We start from the raw sequence: 16,664 nt of genomic DNA, 5'->3' as shown, positions 1-16,664 counted from the left end.
GGGATCTTATGCAGCAACAGCAGCGTATATACTCCATCAAGGAGATTAACAAATATATCCGGATGAAAATGGAGTCCGATTCGCTGCTCTCCGAAGTATGGCTGAGAGGCGAAATTTCGAACTTCACTCACCATTCCAGCGGACATATGTATTTTACCCTCAAAGATGAAAGCAGCCGTATCAAATCGATTATGTTCTCTTCCTATAATCAGCGGTTGCCCTTTATTCCCAAAGAAGGCGCCCGTGTGATCGCCAAAGGCTATATCTCGGTATATGAACGGGATGGTCAATACCAGTTCTATGCGACCCAGATGCAGCCTGACGGTATCGGGAGTCTTTATCTGGCTTATGAACAGCTCAAGCAGAAGCTGGAACACGAAGGTTTATTTGATTCTGCGCGTAAACGTCCACTGCCGCAATACCCGCGCACAATCGGTGTTATCACTTCGCCAACAGGTGCAGCAGTACGTGATATTCTGACGACGATTCACAGGCGCTATCCGGTCGTGAAGATTGTAGTCTATCCGGTACTGGTACAGGGCAAGGGAGCAGCACCATCCGTGGTCAAGGCTATCCGCAATCTGAACCGGATCGGGGAAGCCGATGTGCTGATTGTTGGTCGTGGTGGTGGCTCATTGGAAGAACTGTGGGCATTTAACGAGGAAATGGTGGCTCGTGCGATTGCCGAGTCGCGAATTCCCGTTATTTCTGCTGTTGGTCACGAGACCGACTTTACGATTGCCGATTTTGCAGCGGATCTGCGTGCAGCTACTCCAACAGCAGCAGCCGAACTCGCGGTGCCCAATATTATCGAACTGCGTGCACAGGTGCAGCAGATGCGTCGTCAGCTCAGACAGGGATTGCTGCGCCTGTCCCAGCGCCAGCGTGATCGCCTGAATCGCCTCAAACGCTCACCGGCTTTGCTGCATCCACAGCGTCAGCTGGTGCAGCATATGACCCGTCTGGATATGCTGGAGCGTCGCCTGACTAGCAGTCTGCAGCGTCGTTCCCATGTCCAGCGCGATCGTCTGGGACGTTTCAATCAGCGTCTCGCCAGACACAATCCGCAGGAACAGCTGATCTATGCACGGCGGCGTACAGATTCGGCACGTCGTCAGTTAGAGCTCCGGATGCAGCAGATATTACGGCAAAAACAACAAAAACTCGGCTTCGGCCTCAAACAGCTGGATGCCCTGAGCCCGCTCAAAGTGATGGCACGGGGATACAGTCTGGTATACGATGAACAGCAGGAACAGCTGGTCAAATCGGTTGATCAGGTGACCACAGGTGAGATGATCACCGTCAAGCTGGAAGATGGACAATTGAATTGTCAGGTACAACATATCGAGGAGGCGGACAACAATGGCAAAGGCAGCAAAGGAACAGGAGCTTAATTTTGAACAGGCGATGGACCGGCTGGAAGAGATCGTCTCCGAACTGGAACATGGCGATGTCCCACTGGAAAAAGCAATTGATCTTTTTCAGCAGGGCATGAAGCTGTCCCAGGTATGCGGCTCCAAACTGGAAGAAGTGGAACGCAAAATTGAAATGATCGTGGAGGAAGACGGAGAACTGCGCAAAAAACCTTTTGATAGCGCAGAAAGCGGTGAATCGATTGAGTAACCGTCCGGAACTGAAGCAATATATTCAGGACATTTCCACTTATATGGAATCACGTCTGCAAAATGCTCTGCCGGCAAGCTGGCAGGTGCCGGATACACTGCAGCAATCTATGTTGTACTCGCTGATGGCTGGCGGCAAGCGTCTACGGCCAGTATTCGTAATCGCTGCAGCCGAAGCGCTCGGAGGCAGCAGGGAAGCTGCTGCTCCGGTCGCCTGCGCTGTGGAAATGGTGCATACGTATTCACTCGTTCATGATGATTTGCCGGCTATGGATAACGATGATTATCGTCGCGGCAAGTTGACCAACCACAAAGTGTACGGTGAAGCTATGGCTATTCTCGCGGGCGATGCGCTGTTGACCCATGCTTTTCATAGTGCTGCCGCAGCGCTGCAGGCGGGCGTGCCCGCAGAAGCGGTAGTTGCCATTATTAGCGATCTGGCGGAATATGCAGGACCGCGCGGTATGGTAGGTGGTCAGGTAGCGGATATGCAGGGTGAACAGGGAATGACCGAGCTGGGTCAGCTGCAGTATATTCATTTGCACAAGACAGCCGATCTGTTCATGTTCTCCCTGACCGCTGGAGCACGTACAGCCGGAGCGACAGAAGAACAACTGGCCGCACTGCGTCAATTTGGCTCGGATATCGGACTTGCTTTTCAGATCCAGGATGATATTCTCGATGTGATTGGCGACGAAGCCAAGCTGGGCAAAAAAACGCAAAGCGACAGCAAACTTCAAAAAGTCACCTATCCGTACTTCATCGGTCTGGAAGAATCACAGCGGGAAGTAGCCCGTCTGACAGCGAGTGCCAAGGCAGCGCTGCAGCAGGCCGGTCTGCAGGATTCGAGCCGACTGGAGGAAATTGCTGACTATCTGGTGCAACGTGACCATTAAAGGTTACGTATAGCCATGAAGGTTCGTCTATTCTATAGATAAACAACACTCATTCTCGCAAAAGTGACAGGATTTCGAAATAAGTCACGCTTGTGGTATAGTGAATAGTAATAATATATCGAAGAATAGCTGAATAAAATCAATTTGGATGTACATTAATGTGTCCAAAGGAAAGCGGGGAAATGGTGTGCTGCTTCCACAGATTCATCAACCAAGTGATCTCAAAGATCTAACAACCGAACAATTAACCGTACTGGCAGGAGAGATTCGTCAGTTCCTGATTGAAAAACTATCGGCAACCGGCGGGCATCTGGCCTCCAATCTCGGCGTCGTGGAGCTTACCCTGGCATTGCATTATTTGTATGACAGTCCCAAAGACAAGTTTATTTTTGACGTAGGACATCAGGCATATGTGCACAAGGTACTTACAGGTCGCATGGATCGTTTTGATACCCTGCGTAAATACAAAGGATTATGCGGCTTTGTCAAACGAAATGAAAGCGAACACGATGTGTGGGAAGCTGGTCACAGCAGCACGTCGCTGTCTGCTGCCATGGGTATGGCACTGGCGCGTGATTTCAAAAAAGAAGATAACAAAGTCGTTGCTGTGATCGGTGACGGTGCATTAACCGGCGGTATGGCTTTTGAAGCACTGAACCATATCGGTCATGAGCAGCGCAAGCTGACCGTGGTACTGAATGACAATGAGATGTCTATCGCGCCGAACGTAGGAGCGATGCACAAATATCTGGGCAAAATCCGCTCGGATAAAGGATATCTTCGTGCCAAGGATGAAGTTGAGCAATTGATCAAAAAAATCCCGGCGATCGGCGGAAAAATTGCCAAAACGGCAGAAAAGCTCAAAGATACGCTGAAGTATGCCATGGTATCCGGTGTCCTTTTCGAAGAACTGGGCTTTACCTACTTTGGACCGGTAGATGGACATGATCTGCCCAAACTGCTGGAAACTTTCCGTCAGGCGGATAACGTAGACGGTCCGGTACTGATTCATATTGTAACGATCAAAGGCAAAGGCTATTTGCCGGCTGAAGCGGATTCATACAAATGGCATGGTATCACGCCATACAAAATCGAGTCCGGTCAGGTGGTCAAAGCTGCAGGTAATCCAATGTACACCGAAGTATTCGGTCAGACATTAATTGAACTTGCGGAGCAGGATGAGCGTATTGTAGCTGTTACACCGGCAATGCCGGGTGGATCGGGATTATTCCCGTTTGCCAAGCGTTTCCCGGATCGTATGATTGATGTAGGTATTGCCGAACAGCATGCAGCTACAATGTGTGCGGCGTTGGCAATGGAAGGCATGAAACCGGTCTATGCGGTCTATTCTACCTTTATGCAGCGTGCATACGATCAGATCGTTCATGATATTTGCCGTCACAATGCCAATGTCATGTTTGCGATCGACCGTGCCGGCTTTGTCGGAGCAGATGGAGAGACTCATCAGGGCGTTTATGATATCGCCTTTATGCGTCATATTCCGAATATCGTGATTATGATGCCCAAGGATGAGAATGAACTGCGTCATATGATGAAAACGGCGCTTGATTATAATGAAGGACCAATCGCTTACCGTTACCCGCGTATTAATGGTCTCGGTGTAGCGATGGATCAGCAGCTGGTTCCAATCCCGATCGGTACCTGGGAAAAAGTTCGTGAAGGTGAGAATTATGCAATACTTGCTTCTGGACCGATGGTACAGAGGGGTATGGAAGTGGCAGAAGAACTCAAACGTGACGGCATGAACGTGGCAGTAATCAATGCAAGGTTCATGAAACCACTGGATGAGCAAATGCTGCTGGAATTGGCAGACAAAGGTACACGTATGCTGGTTGTCGAAGAAGTATCCCAGGCTGGAAGCATGGGTAGTGCTGTACTGGAATTCTATGCTGCCAAAGGGCTGCATGATGTTACGGTAGGTCTGATGGGCGTGCCTGATGAATTTATCGAACACGGCAGTATCAAGGATCAGCAATGTGAAGCAGGCCTGACACCGGAGAATATTGCCGCATCCCTACGTGCACTTGCTCCCGGCAAAGCCTGGACGTTCCAAAAAAATTCCGTATAATCTATTGGTGTCCGAATATGGCAGCAGAAATAGGTACCCCAAAAGATTGTATATAGTGGGAGTTTCTATACGAAGCTGGCAGACAGACAACAGTGAAATCAATATCAACGAAGCGGGAAGGCATCTTTCCGCTTCGTTTGCTGTTTGGGTGCAGGAATAGTTCCAGAATACTATTTTTCTTGCTTTCTGCCTCTATAAGTCAGAAGAAGGCCGAACGGCATAAGAACCAGGAGTAAGGTGGAGAACTAACAGCATTCACATAGCACGGATTCAACAAGAATGATTATTAAAATGAAGGTAGGAGTTACTTACCATGGCAAGTGATAAAGAGCGGGTTGACGTATTACTCGTAGAGCAGGGATATTATGAGAGCCGGGAAAAGGCCAAAGCAGCTGTTATGGCAGGTCTGATCTACGCCGGAACCGAACGCTTGGAAAAGCCGGGAATGAAAATCGGCCGGGATACTGCGCTAAATGTCAAAGGTGCTATACATCCATATGTAAGCCGTGGCGGACTGAAGCTGGAAAAGGCACTCAAGCATTTTGGAATCGATATGACGGGGCGTACCATGCTGGATATCGGTTCATCTACCGGAGGGTTTACAGATTGTGCCCTGCAAAATGGTGCAGAGTATGTCTATGCGATTGATGTAGGCTATAATCAGCTGGACTGGTCGCTGCGCAATCATCCGCAGGTGTGTGTGATGGAACGAACGAATTTTCGTTATATGACCCCCGATCAGCTGGAAGGTCCTATGCCCAACTTTGCCAGTATTGATGTATCGTTTATCTCTTTGCGTCTGATGCTGCCTCCGCTCAAGGAGCTGCTGGGCAAACCTGCGGATATTGCTGCGCTGATCAAGCCGCAGTTCGAAGCCGGACGTGAAAAAGTAGGAAAAACCGGCGTGGTACGTGATCCCAAAGTACATCAGGAAGTACTGCTGAACGTACTGACTTTTGCTCGTGAATTGGGATACGTATTAAAAGATCTCACGTTCTCGCCGATTACAGGAGGAGAAGGGAATATCGAGTTCCTCGCTCACTGGTATCTGCCATCCGGCGAAGGAGACGATACGATCGAACAGCTGGATATACTGGACATTGAGCAGCTGGCTGCCAAAACAGCAGCAGAAGCTTCTCATACTTTTAGAGGCGGAGCAGCCAAACACCAGTAAAATTGCAGCTATAGGACTGCAAAACCACCTGTAGCTGTATCATCAAATAAAGCTATACTTTATCTGTCGGCAGACATAGGGAAAGCCTGCTGCTAAGCATCAAGCTAGCAGCAGGCTTCTTTTGCCGAGGACTGTAGCGACTATAAGACAAGGGATAAGGTTGTAAAAAATTTAACGATTAAAGTTTTATTTGGCTATTGATTTACGAACAGATATTCCTATATAATGAGAACGAACGTTCCGCCCATTGCTGAATCTGGCTTAGGGTTGGACCTTGCTGTTCTGGATGTTACAATAGGATAATGTGCGAAGCTGGATGGAATGTCGTTAAATGGACTACAATATTTTCCATTTATACAAAGGATTATACCTGATCCACAGCGAATAATTATAGGTCTGACTGCATAAGACAGACTGGATATTCACAGGTATTGGCGACACTAATCACTTGCATGCTAACTATAGAGCATACCATTAACGGAGGTCTGTATGAAGGGACAGCGACATATCAAAATTCGAGAAATTATTACACATCAGGATATCGAGACACAGGATGATCTGGTTGAAGCACTGCGTCAAGCGGGCTTCCAGGTTACCCAGGCTACAGTATCCCGGGATATCAAAGAACTATTGCTAATCAAAATTCCGACAGATGACGGAAGATATAAATATTCTTTACCAACGGATCAACGCTATAACCCGGTGCAAAAGCTTAAACGTGCACTGGTGGACAATTTCCTGCAAATTGACTTTACGACCAATCTGGTAGTTATGAGATGTCTACCCGGTACAGCCAACTCCATTGCTTCCCTGATTGACAGCATGGAATGGTCGCAGATCATGGGTACCATTTCCGGTGACGATACGATGCTGATCATCTGTCGCACCGAAGAAGACAGCCAGAAAGTAATCGAGCAGATTATGGGATTCATCTCCTAAGCATACAATCTGCATGATCAATAACGTCGTACTTCAATACAGCCGGTTGTGATAAGCAGCCTGCGATTTGCCGGAACTACAGTCCTGTGGTGAAAAGCGTTGCTCCCCAGTCTTGTACACGAAGAGGAGTGAGCTCCATGCTGGTCATGCTGAGCATTAAAAACCTGGCTGTTATTGAAGAAATCGACGTTTACTTTCATAAAGGATTCCATGTACTGAGCGGTGAGACCGGTGCTGGTAAATCCATCATTATCGATGCGCTCGGTCTTATTGCAGGCGGAAGAGGCTCAGCGGATCTGGTTCGTTACGGATGCGACAAAGCAGAGATGGAAGCGCTATTCGAACTGCGTACCACTCATCCGGTATGGGATACATTATCTCGTCTCGGTATTCAGGGAACAGCAGAGGAGCATCTGGTGATTCGCCGCGAAGTGACCGTAAATGGCAAAAGCACCGCACGTATTAACGGTCAGCTCGTTAATCTGTCTATGCTGCGTGAAGTAGGCGAGCAGCTGGTTAATATTCACGGCCAGCATGAGCATCAATCTCTGATGAAACCGGAGCGTCACCTTGGATTGCTGGATACATTTGGCGATGTGAAAATCGGTCCGGTCAAAATGAAATACCACGAGCAGTATAATGCCTACATCAAGGTAGAGCGCGAACTGCGAGATCTGCAGGAAACCAGTCAGAAAACGTATCAGATGATGGATTTGTACCGCTTTCAGCTGGAAGAAATCTCTTCCGCGAATCTGCAGCCGGGTGAAGATGAAGAACTGCAGGAAGAGCGCCTGCGCCTCGCGCACAGCGAGAAAATGATGGATTCCGTATCCGGCAGCTACCATAATCTGAATGGTGATGGCAGCATGGGAGCACTTAGCGTAGCATTATCCCGTCTGGGGGATGTATCCCGTTATGATTCCAAGAATCTCGATCCTATCGTAGAGCAGCTGCAATCCGCTTATTACCAGCTGGAAGATGCCGTTTACCAGCTGCGCAGCTATCAGGAGAATATTGAATTCAATCCGGGCCGCCTGGAAGAGGTGGAATCCCGTCTGAATCTAATCTCCGGACTACGCCGCAAATACGGAGAGAATGTAGAACAGATTCTGGAGTATTACGAGAAAATCCAGCATGAGACGGATTTGCTGGAAAATAAGGATGAGCGTCTGCTGGAGCTTACCGACAAACGTGACAAGCTGCGTACCAAACTGCTGGAAACAGGCGAGCAGCTGAGCAAACTGCGCCGCGAATGTGCGCAGGAGCTTGCAGAGCAGGTAGAAGCGGAGTTAAAAGATCTACAGATGCAGCGTACTTCCCTGCGCGTAAATATCGACTATATCGAAGATCTGAATGGTGCTTGCTGGAATGGCCGCAATATTCGTATTACCCGTCAGGGTATCGATACAGCGGAATTCCTGATTTCACCGAATCCGGGCGAACCGCTTCGTCCACTGGGCAAAATTGCTTCCGGTGGTGAGCTGTCGCGTATTATGCTGGCACTCAAAAGTATCTTTGCCCGTCATGATCAGGTACCTGTACTTGTATTTGATGAAGTGGATACAGGAGTCAGCGGTCGTGCAGCACAGTCGATTGCCGAGAAGCTGTTCAAGTTGTCTTCGGAATGCCAGGTATTCTCGATTACTCACCTTCCGCAGGTGGCATGTATGGCAGATCACCAATATCTGATCGAAAAGCAGATTATTGGCGATCGCACAGCTACCCGCGTAGTCTCCTTGCATGAAGATGGCCGGGTCGATGAACTGGCACGTATGCTGGGTGGTGTCGAGATTACCGAGAAAACGAATCATCATGCCCATGAGATGCTCAAACTGGCAGAAGCACGCAAAGATGTTACCTCTTATGCGGTGCATTGATTTCAAGCCAGTGCGCAGGCAGCACGATGAGGCGATATTTACTTTACTGCTTGTGCTGGAATAGTCGCATTCCAGCAATCATAACGAAGGAGAGCTTGAGATAAGCTCTCCTTTTTTGTAGCCATTACATAATTGATGGGCAGAAGCGTATATAGTTCTATACCTAGCTATATACGTGAATACAGAATATGAATAAACGGTAAATGATAAAGGCAATGCGTTTTGAATAAATGCTATATATTCCTCATAAATAAAATGTATTTTTGAAAAAATGGTAAAAAGCCCCGATTTTTATTTTCGACAGAAGGGATTAGGATAAAAATGTCGAAACTATAAAAGGTGAGGCGAAAAATGAAATAAGCGAGAGATATAATCATGTGAATATGAATGATGCAATCAGCATTTTGCCAATTAATCATGTTAACCAATGACCCAAGGGGGAGTTTTTGATGTCTACTATTCGAGTATTACTGGCTGATGATAACCGCGAATTTACAAATATGCTGGCTGAATATATTTCCAATCAAGAAGATATGGAAGTAGCAGGAGTTGCTTTTAATGGAGAAGAAGTATTGAAGACGATCGAGCAGCTGCCTGAACTGCCGGATATACTTATTCTGGATATTATTATGCCTCATCTGGATGGACTCGGCGTACTGGAGCGTCTGCGTGATATGAATTTGAATCCGGCACCCAAAGTGATTATGCTGACTGCGTTTGGTCAGGAGAATATTACACAGCGTGCAGTTCAGCTGGGAGCTTCCTATTACATTCTGAAGCCTTTTGATATGGAAGTGCTGGTGAGTCGTGTACGTCAGTTGGTCGGTGTACCTGTAACAGCTGGCGGCGGCACTATGCAATCGTCAGGCAATAACAATACCCTGAATAAATCATCGATCTCTTCACCACCAAAAAGCCGCAATCTAGATGCCAGCATCACAGCGATTATTCACGAAATCGGTGTGCCGGCCCATATTAAAGGCTATCAATATTTGCGTGAAGCGATTACGATGGTATATAACAATATTGAGATCCTGGGTTCGATTACCAAAACATTGTACCCGGCAATCGCCGAGAAGTTCAAAACCACGCCATCCCGTGTTGAGCGGGCAATCCGTCATGCGATTGAAGTCGCCTGGACAAGAGGCAATATTGACAGCATTAGCCATCTGTTTGGCTATACAATCAATATCAGCAAATCCAAGCCAACCAACAGTGAATTTATTGCTATGGTAGCCGACAAGCTGCGTATTGAAAATAAAGTATCCAACTAATGGAGTAAACGAATCGGGTAAATGAATACACCACATTCATCATACCTGTCATAAGATCAATACACAGCATGAAAACACACAGACTACATTTTGAGCAGAAGCGTTCATCTCTAATAGATGAGCGTTTTTGCATGTGAGATGTATTCTTTGCTTTTATCATTTTAAAATGAATAATCACATACTAAATAAGCCATTTCTTTTCATTACATTGTTAACTGTTAAAAGGAGGACAACTCATTGTCACAGCCCAAAAATCCGATGGCCGGAAAATCAACTTATCCTGCCACTACGCAACCTGCAAACATGCCTGCTTCTACGAAGCATTCCATCTCGCTCAGAGAACATTTGCGGGCAGATTGCGAACAGTGTGTAGGACTATGCTGCACTGCATTGGCTTTTAGTGCTTCGGCTGATTTTAATATGGATAAGGAAGCCGGGCAGCCTTGTTATCATTTGCAGGAAGATTACCGCTGTGGAATTCATAACAAACTGCGCGATAAAGGGTTTCGTGGATGCACGGTATATGATTGTTTTGGGGCAGGGCAGCAAATTGCCCAGTATACGTTTGATGGACAGTCCTGGCGGCAGCAGGAGATCGCACAGAAGATGTTTGAAGTCTTTCCGATTATGCTCCATCTGCATGAGCTGATCTGGTATCTGGAGCAGCTTGTTACATGGGATACAGCATCGGGATTACATAGAGCTGCGTCCGAACTGTCCGGAAAGCTGCTGTCATTAACCTATCTGAATCCTGCAGAGCTGCTGCAGCTCAACCGGGGAGAGCTTCACATGCGTGTGAATCAATTACTGACAGAAGGCAGCGAACAGGTACGCTCCGAGACCCGACGCCAATACCGTAAAGCAGCCGGGAGACCGCGCGATTATCAACGTGGAGCCGACCTGATCGGTCAAAATCTGCGTAAAGCCAATCTGATTGGCAGTAATCTGCGAGGAGCATATCTGATTGCTGCCGATCTAAGGCAGGCAGATTTACGGGGAGCGGATTTGATTGGAGCAGATCTAAGGGATACCGATGTACGCGGAACGGATCTGAGCCAAACGTTATTTTTGACGCAATCTCAGATCAATGCTGCGATAGGTGATCAAAATACGATTTTGCCTGATGTATTGCTCCGTCCTGCTCACTGGAAAGTGAAATAAGATGTCTCCTACTGTATTATCTATCGTACCTATTCATACTATTCTACGAATAGACAGAGCTGAATTTTTCTCGCAGCACTGGGGTGGTACAGAAATGGTCATATCCAGCGGAGTGTATGATTGTCTGGAACTCGACGGATATGCAGCTTTGACAGAGGAGAATCATATTGGTGGAATCATTACTTTTATAATTAAATCACAAGATGATTTATGCGAGATCATTTCGCTGGATAGCCTTTACGAAGGTCGTGGCACAGGCAGTCAGCTGTTGGCTCAAGTAGAACAGACTGCTGCTCTAAAAGGATGCCAAGAAGTAAGGCTGGTTACTACCAACGATAATCTTGAAGCGCTCCGCTTTTACCAGAAAAGAGGGTACAGGCTGACAGCCTTGTATCCGGATGCTGTCCGTTGTGCCAGATTGCGCAAACCGTCTATTCCACTACTGTCAGATAACGGAATTCAGATCCGGGATGAGTTGTTATTGAGCAAGCTGCTGCTAGATTAACGTTTTATTCAATTCCTAGTTGCTTAGATATTCCTATCCTGTACAGATAGATTGAAAAATGAGCTACAATTCATTACAATTTAACAGTAGCGCAGGATGAGCAGCTGTCAAAGTCATCCGTCGCCTAAAAGAGAAGCAGAGAAAGTAAATATCGTATAGACCATGGACCAAAGTGGTTTGTGTGAATAGCGGATATAACTATTGTATTTCTCTGGAATATACAAACCTATGAATACAACGATGAAGGGAGGAGACAATATGGAAAAGATGAATGCCTGGGTATTTGTTATTGCTACATATGTAGTAGCGGTAGGTGTATTTTTTGGTACATGGAAAATTAGTGATCTGGTGTTTTTCCAGTAAACCGGTGAGGGATATCTTATCTGTATGATATCAATTATCTTTAAAATCTAAATTATCTTTAAAATCTAAATTATGGGTATGTTCTGAATCATTAATATGATTTGAATTATTGGTATGATCTAAATTATAGATAGGATATCAAGCGTAACTCGATTCTACCAACCGTAACTTGGGCTACCATTTTTCCTGTACATACTCTGTTATATACAGACAACAGGACTGCAAAAAGGGCTATCCATTATCTATGGACAGCCCTTTTCATTTTATTAAGAGATGATGCATTTCGCTGATGCTATGTCTAGTAGGATACGTATAGTAGAGATTAATGTACATCACATACAACTAAAGAAAGAAACAAAGTAAGATAATATTAAAATGAAAATATTTTGGCTCTGAAAATTCACTACATCATTATCAATTTCCATAGTATACTTTGCCCAGCATTTCAGCATTTCAGCATTTCAGCATTTCAGCATTTCAGCATTTCAGCATTTCAGCATTTCAGCATTTCAGCATTTCAGCATTTCAGCATTTCAGCATTTCAGCATTTCAGCATTTCGTTATTTTTATTTGTATAAGGACAATAAGCAGTCAGGTCCATTCTTTCCGATAAGCGAGAGGGGTACAGTCCACTCTTGCTTTGAATAAATTAATAAAATGCGAAACATTATAAATACCGACTGCGCTAGCTATCTGCTGAATACTTTTATCCGAGTAACGCAGCATACCTTTGGCTGCATTGATTCGAATATTGATCAAGTACTCAATCGGTGGCAGTCCTATATACTGCTTGAAATCTCTACTGAGTTGAAACTTGTTGGTGTTATATTTTTGGGCGAGATCATCGAGTGTGATTGGATCGGTGTAATGCTTCTCCAGAAATTGCTGCAAGTCCAGAATGGAAGCAGGAATAGTGTTGCTCTTCTCGCCGGTATGAATAGAAGCCAGTACAACCTCGGTAAGCAGCTGGACAATAAGCTGCGAACTTATCAGTTCGGTTTTATTATTTCGGGGAATCTGAATCTGTAACAGCTGGCGGATTAACTCGGGAATTCGTGAGGATTCAGCCGAATGACAGACAGGGAACTGCCTTTGATGAAACTGTTCGTAATATCCATCTAGTGTGGCACCCTGTACATGGACCCAGAGAAACTCCCAATCTTCCTCCTGAATAGCCTCATAGCGCTGATAATCCATACAATCAATAAAAAACAGATCGCCCTGGCTAAGCATATATTGCTGACCCTGATAATGCAATCTGCCGCGTCCGGAAAGTGTATGCAGAATTAAATAAGAGTGCAGATGATCCCGCTCCGTGAAGTAGGGAAAAGTGGCTTTGAAGCGACCAATCTCCTGTACAAAAAAGTAGGTCGCTTGTGCAGTTGAAGACGGAGTAAGAATCAGACGGGTAGAATCGTCTGCCTCTATATATGAAGCTTTTTCCTGTTCGCTCATCATCAAATCGTCCTCCTGCATAGATCACATGTATAGAGAAGTAAAACTTGACTATCAATAGCAAGGGTTGAATCCCATTTAAATTGTAAGCGTTATCTTCGAAATTGGCAATTACTTCATGAGTAAAGGTGTAGGTATTTTTACATGGTAGGTATGGGCTGCCAGCAATTACTACCTTTTATATAGAGTGAATAAAGAAGTATGTAAACGATATGGCTGTTTTCTAGAAATATATCACCAAAAAATAGAAACGATTCGACATAAAAGGAAGTTAAACTTTTTAAAGGGAAGGGAAGGGAAGGGAAGGGAAGGGAAGGGAAGGGAAACCCAGCCAAGATCCAGAGCAAGAGTGAAAAAGAACAAGAGATAATCGAAAGCCATTCAACCAGGAAAATAGGTGAAACAATCATAAATACTCAAACAGCAACTACGGAAAATAACCGAACCAATTGAAAAGAAACACCAAAGATAAAGTAAAAAGGCCACCCGCAGGTGGCCTTTTTAACCCAGATGGCGCTATTTAACTTTGACCGCATCCCGCGCCGCCGGAATTCTGATAATTAAACCAGAACCTCGGTTTGGGTAAAGGACGCGTTCAACATGTGACTATTGATGTTGACGCACCTCCTTTCTGTATGAACTTATTGTAGCATAGGTTTACATAAACTTCTAGTACTTTTTGCAAAAAAAGATAAAAATAAACTATGCTGAAGAGAGACTGACATAGGAATATTGCGAAATTCACAATTATTTATTAAACCGCTGAATTAATAGGTGAAATTTTGCCGAATTCCTGTATAATGCCTAATAAACACAGTCAAATTATACGGAATCTGCGACTTTGTAGAAATAAAGCAGATGACAACTTCGTGTCTTCATTATAAAGTGTATTTACTGGCAATTACAAATGTCTCATAGCCAAAAGTTTAAACGCATTAACTTGATAATTACCATTACTCTGGTAAGATAGATTTTGCATGAATGGCCTAGCATACATGCGTATGATAGAGGAATACATTATGAAATTAGAAATTGAGTTGATTCCCGAATCAACGATGACGATAAATCTGCGTCAGCAGATGAGTTCCTATCGCTGGCGCCAGCTATCCAGGCAGATCCAGCAGCAGGATCAATATACCTGTCAGATCTGTAGACGCACTAAGGGACTGGAGATCGACAAGCTTCATTGTCATGAAGTATGGGATTTTGATAAAGAGAATGGCATCCAGCGGCTGATCGGTTTGCAATCACTATGCTTTCAATGTCATATGATAAAGCATATCGGTTTTGCGGAGATGAACGGCTGGATCGAGAAATACCAATTGGTAGAACATTTTTGCCGGGTGAACCGTGTGACAGCTGCCGATTATGCTGTTCATTTTCATGAAGCGGTACAGTTATGGATTGCTCGCAACCGGATCGACTGGATCGTCGAACTGGGTGAGTATGCGGATTATGAGAATTGTACCCGGGAATCAGAATAAATCGGATAATGTGAGTCTGGCTATTATGATTACATAATCTTCCTGCCTATGACTTGTCGGTACATGCATTATTAGAAAAAAACGAAGATATAGCAAAGGTACACATGTAATCTAAAGCATCGGACATGTATACCATCTTTATTATAAATTGTACTTATACTAATCAAAACGCTGATGATTACGCGGGCCTGTCATTGATAAATTTCCAGAACCTTTACAAAACTGGATAGGGTGACCGGAAGCCGGATATTCGTAGTGAAATCAAAGCTGATTGCGAATTGCATAACATGGAATTTTAGTTAAATTCACGCTTTGATTAAAACGATATTTTGTAGTACATTAGCTGTTGAAGAAAGAGGAGGTTTCTAATGTACTCAAGCAAACAGAGTGACGCTCTACACATCATGACCTACACCCTGAACAGTGGTATCAAGGGCACTGTGCCTTTATCCAACCAGCAAATTGAAGAATGGCTTGAAAGTTACAGAACCAATACCCGTTTCGTCACCAGTATCGGCAAGGAATTTTTCGGTTTGAATCCGGAACTGGTCGCTGATTTCAAAGTGCAGAATCAATTTTCCGATTATCAGCGTGTGCTGGTACCGAATCAGCCGGAAGAGGCTGTGGACCATCTAAGCTCCGCGTATAAACAAAATGAGATTCTGATTAAAGTGGACTGCAAATGCGGAACCGCTTATACAACGGATTCACCATTTATGCGTACCAAATGGTATTGCACCAAGTGCAAGGAAATTGTTTTCCTGGATCCGAAAAAAGGCAAGGTCGAGACTTCTCGTGGAGAAGCTTTTTATATGACCAACAAATACTTTGTTGAGCGTGGCCCAATCGAATAACATACACAGCCTGTGAACCGCCTTATTCTTCGTACATACGAAGAGGCAGCCGGAAGCAGGCTGTTTGTGTATGGTGGACAGTTTGAGAAAATAGGCATAGTCAAAGATCCTGTTATGCACAAACAGGAGGTAGTTATATCCATTTTCTGCAGTTGTTTAGATTAAATAATCAAGAGAAATAATAGCAATGAGCATGAGTATGAGTATGGAAGCAGCAAGTCATAAATTAGCGTAAAATGAGACTCAATCTATACACAGAGCAGGATTTAGCGGGTCATACATGAACTACCGCTTGCGGTATGTTATAATACGGGACATGTGTCCGGATAGAGGTTCGGACTCAAGTTACCGAAAGGAGGATGCGATATGCGTTCATCAATGCCGTCATACCGCTCTCGTTCGCTGCCGGTAGTTCGTTTGACGATCTGGATTGTACTTACCCTGTTATGGATGGGGCTGATTTTTAACGTATCCAATCAACCGTATCAGCAGCAGGATATCAAACCGCTACTGTCGGACTGGATCGCGGAACCGTCGCTTGCTGCATTTACGCCATCGATTGAATTTACATATGGAGGATACACAGTCAGCGGTCAACATCCTTATGATTTCTGGGAATTTTTTATTCGCAAAGCAGGTCATGTGAGTGAGTTTGCACTGCTGACTTTTTTGTTGATTCGTGTATTTTCATTGCTGACCGATGCTCGTTATGCACCTTTGTTATGGGCAGGGCTGGTAGCCTATGCGTACGCAATGACAGATGAATGGCATCAAACATGGATAGCCGGCCGTACTGGTCATTTCTCGGATACACTGATTGATGCTATTGGAATTGTATTGATGGTCGTCATCTATATGCTGATTCGTCGCCGCAGGTCTCGCAAAACAGGTCTTCATTTTGGCTGAGACAGTCTGTCGTGATTGACCACTGCCGAATTATAACAAAATAGCGTAAAGAAAGGACAGGTGTA

Annotated in this window: 14 protein-coding genes; 13 read left to right on the top strand and 1 reads right to left on the bottom strand. The window is 45.1% G+C overall.

Annotation, left to right across the window (positions count from 1 at the left end; all coding sequences use genetic code 11):
• Nucleotides 1-8 precede the first annotated feature (8 nt).
• The 10 genes from xseA to AR543_RS17020 all read left to right on the top strand — a co-directional run bounded on the left by xseA (nt 9) and on the right by AR543_RS17020 (nt 11,537).
• On the top strand, nt 9-1,394 hold the full coding sequence (gene xseA / locus AR543_RS17065) for an exodeoxyribonuclease VII large subunit (RefSeq protein ID WP_060535631.1): 1,386 nt from the start codon (nt 9-11) through the stop codon (nt 1,392-1,394).
• Complete coding sequence (gene xseB, locus AR543_RS17060; protein WP_060535630.1) at nt 1,363-1,623, top strand: exodeoxyribonuclease VII small subunit; 261 nt, start codon at nt 1,363-1,365, stop codon at nt 1,621-1,623. The genes xseA and xseB overlap by 32 nt, the downstream gene beginning before the upstream one ends.
• 43 nt (nt 1,624-1,666) lie before the next feature.
• Nucleotides 1,667-2,518: a polyprenyl synthetase family protein gene (locus AR543_RS17055; RefSeq protein ID WP_227871903.1), complete on the top strand. Its 852-nt coding sequence runs from the start codon at nt 1,667-1,669 to the stop codon at nt 2,516-2,518.
• Between the two features lie 187 nt (nt 2,519-2,705).
• Nucleotides 2,706-4,607 (top strand): 1-deoxy-D-xylulose-5-phosphate synthase, encoded by a 1,902-nt coding sequence (dxs, locus tag AR543_RS17050; RefSeq protein ID WP_060536827.1) that lies wholly within the window; start codon nt 2,706-2,708, stop codon nt 4,605-4,607.
• 313 nt (nt 4,608-4,920) lie between these two features.
• Nucleotides 4,921-5,781: a TlyA family RNA methyltransferase gene (locus tag AR543_RS17045; RefSeq protein ID WP_060535628.1), complete on the top strand. Its 861-nt coding sequence runs from the start codon at nt 4,921-4,923 to the stop codon at nt 5,779-5,781.
• 489 nt (nt 5,782-6,270) lie between these two features.
• On the top strand, nt 6,271-6,720 hold the full coding sequence (gene ahrC / locus AR543_RS17040) for a transcriptional regulator AhrC/ArgR (protein ID WP_017815272.1): 450 nt from the start codon (nt 6,271-6,273) through the stop codon (nt 6,718-6,720).
• Between the two features lie 137 nt (nt 6,721-6,857).
• Entirely contained in the window at nt 6,858-8,597 is a 1,740-nt protein-coding gene (gene recN / locus AR543_RS17035; protein ID WP_060535627.1) for a DNA repair protein RecN, read from the top strand.
• Between the two features lie 449 nt (nt 8,598-9,046).
• Entirely contained in the window at nt 9,047-9,871 is an 825-nt protein-coding gene (gene spo0A / locus AR543_RS17030; RefSeq protein ID WP_060535626.1) for a sporulation transcription factor Spo0A, read from the top strand.
• 303 nt (nt 9,872-10,174) lie between these two features.
• On the top strand, nt 10,175-11,032 hold the full coding sequence (locus tag AR543_RS17025; protein WP_060536826.1) for a pentapeptide repeat-containing protein: 858 nt from the start codon (nt 10,175-10,177) through the stop codon (nt 11,030-11,032).
• Nucleotide 11,033: 1 nt separating this feature from the next.
• Nucleotides 11,034-11,537 carry a GNAT family N-acetyltransferase gene (locus tag AR543_RS17020; protein ID WP_060535625.1) on the top strand — a complete coding sequence of 168 codons (504 nt, stop codon included), beginning with the start codon at nt 11,034-11,036 and terminating at the stop codon, nt 11,535-11,537.
• A gap of 954 nt (nt 11,538-12,491) precedes the next feature.
• Here AR543_RS17020 and AR543_RS17015 read toward each other — a convergent pair.
• The gene (locus AR543_RS17015; RefSeq protein ID WP_060535624.1) at nt 12,492-13,358 is read right to left on the bottom strand and encodes an AraC family transcriptional regulator; all 867 of its coding nucleotides are present in this window, start codon (nt 13,356-13,358) and stop codon (nt 12,492-12,494) included.
• 1,016 nt (nt 13,359-14,374) lie between these two features.
• Between AR543_RS17015 and AR543_RS17010 the strand changes: the two genes are divergently transcribed.
• The 3 genes from AR543_RS17010 (at nt 14,375) to AR543_RS17000 (ending at nt 16,599) form a co-directional block, all read left to right on the top strand.
• The gene (locus tag AR543_RS17010; protein ID WP_060535623.1) at nt 14,375-14,839 is read left to right on the top strand and encodes an HNH endonuclease; all 465 of its coding nucleotides are present in this window, start codon (nt 14,375-14,377) and stop codon (nt 14,837-14,839) included.
• 368 nt (nt 14,840-15,207) lie between these two features.
• Nucleotides 15,208-15,693: a hypothetical protein gene (locus AR543_RS17005; RefSeq protein ID WP_060535622.1), complete on the top strand. Its 486-nt coding sequence runs from the start codon at nt 15,208-15,210 to the stop codon at nt 15,691-15,693.
• A gap of 366 nt (nt 15,694-16,059) precedes the next feature.
• Entirely contained in the window at nt 16,060-16,599 is a 540-nt protein-coding gene (locus AR543_RS17000; protein ID WP_060535621.1) for a VanZ family protein, read from the top strand.
• The last annotated feature ends 65 nt before the right edge of the window (nt 16,600-16,664 follow it).

It is taken from the genome of Paenibacillus bovis (assembly GCF_001421015.2).
Taxonomy (GTDB): Bacteria; Bacillota; Bacilli; order Paenibacillales; family Paenibacillaceae; genus Saccharibacillus; species Saccharibacillus bovis.
The sequence above is the reverse complement of the archived record's forward strand: the minus strand, read 5'-3'. Positions and strand labels throughout refer to the sequence as shown.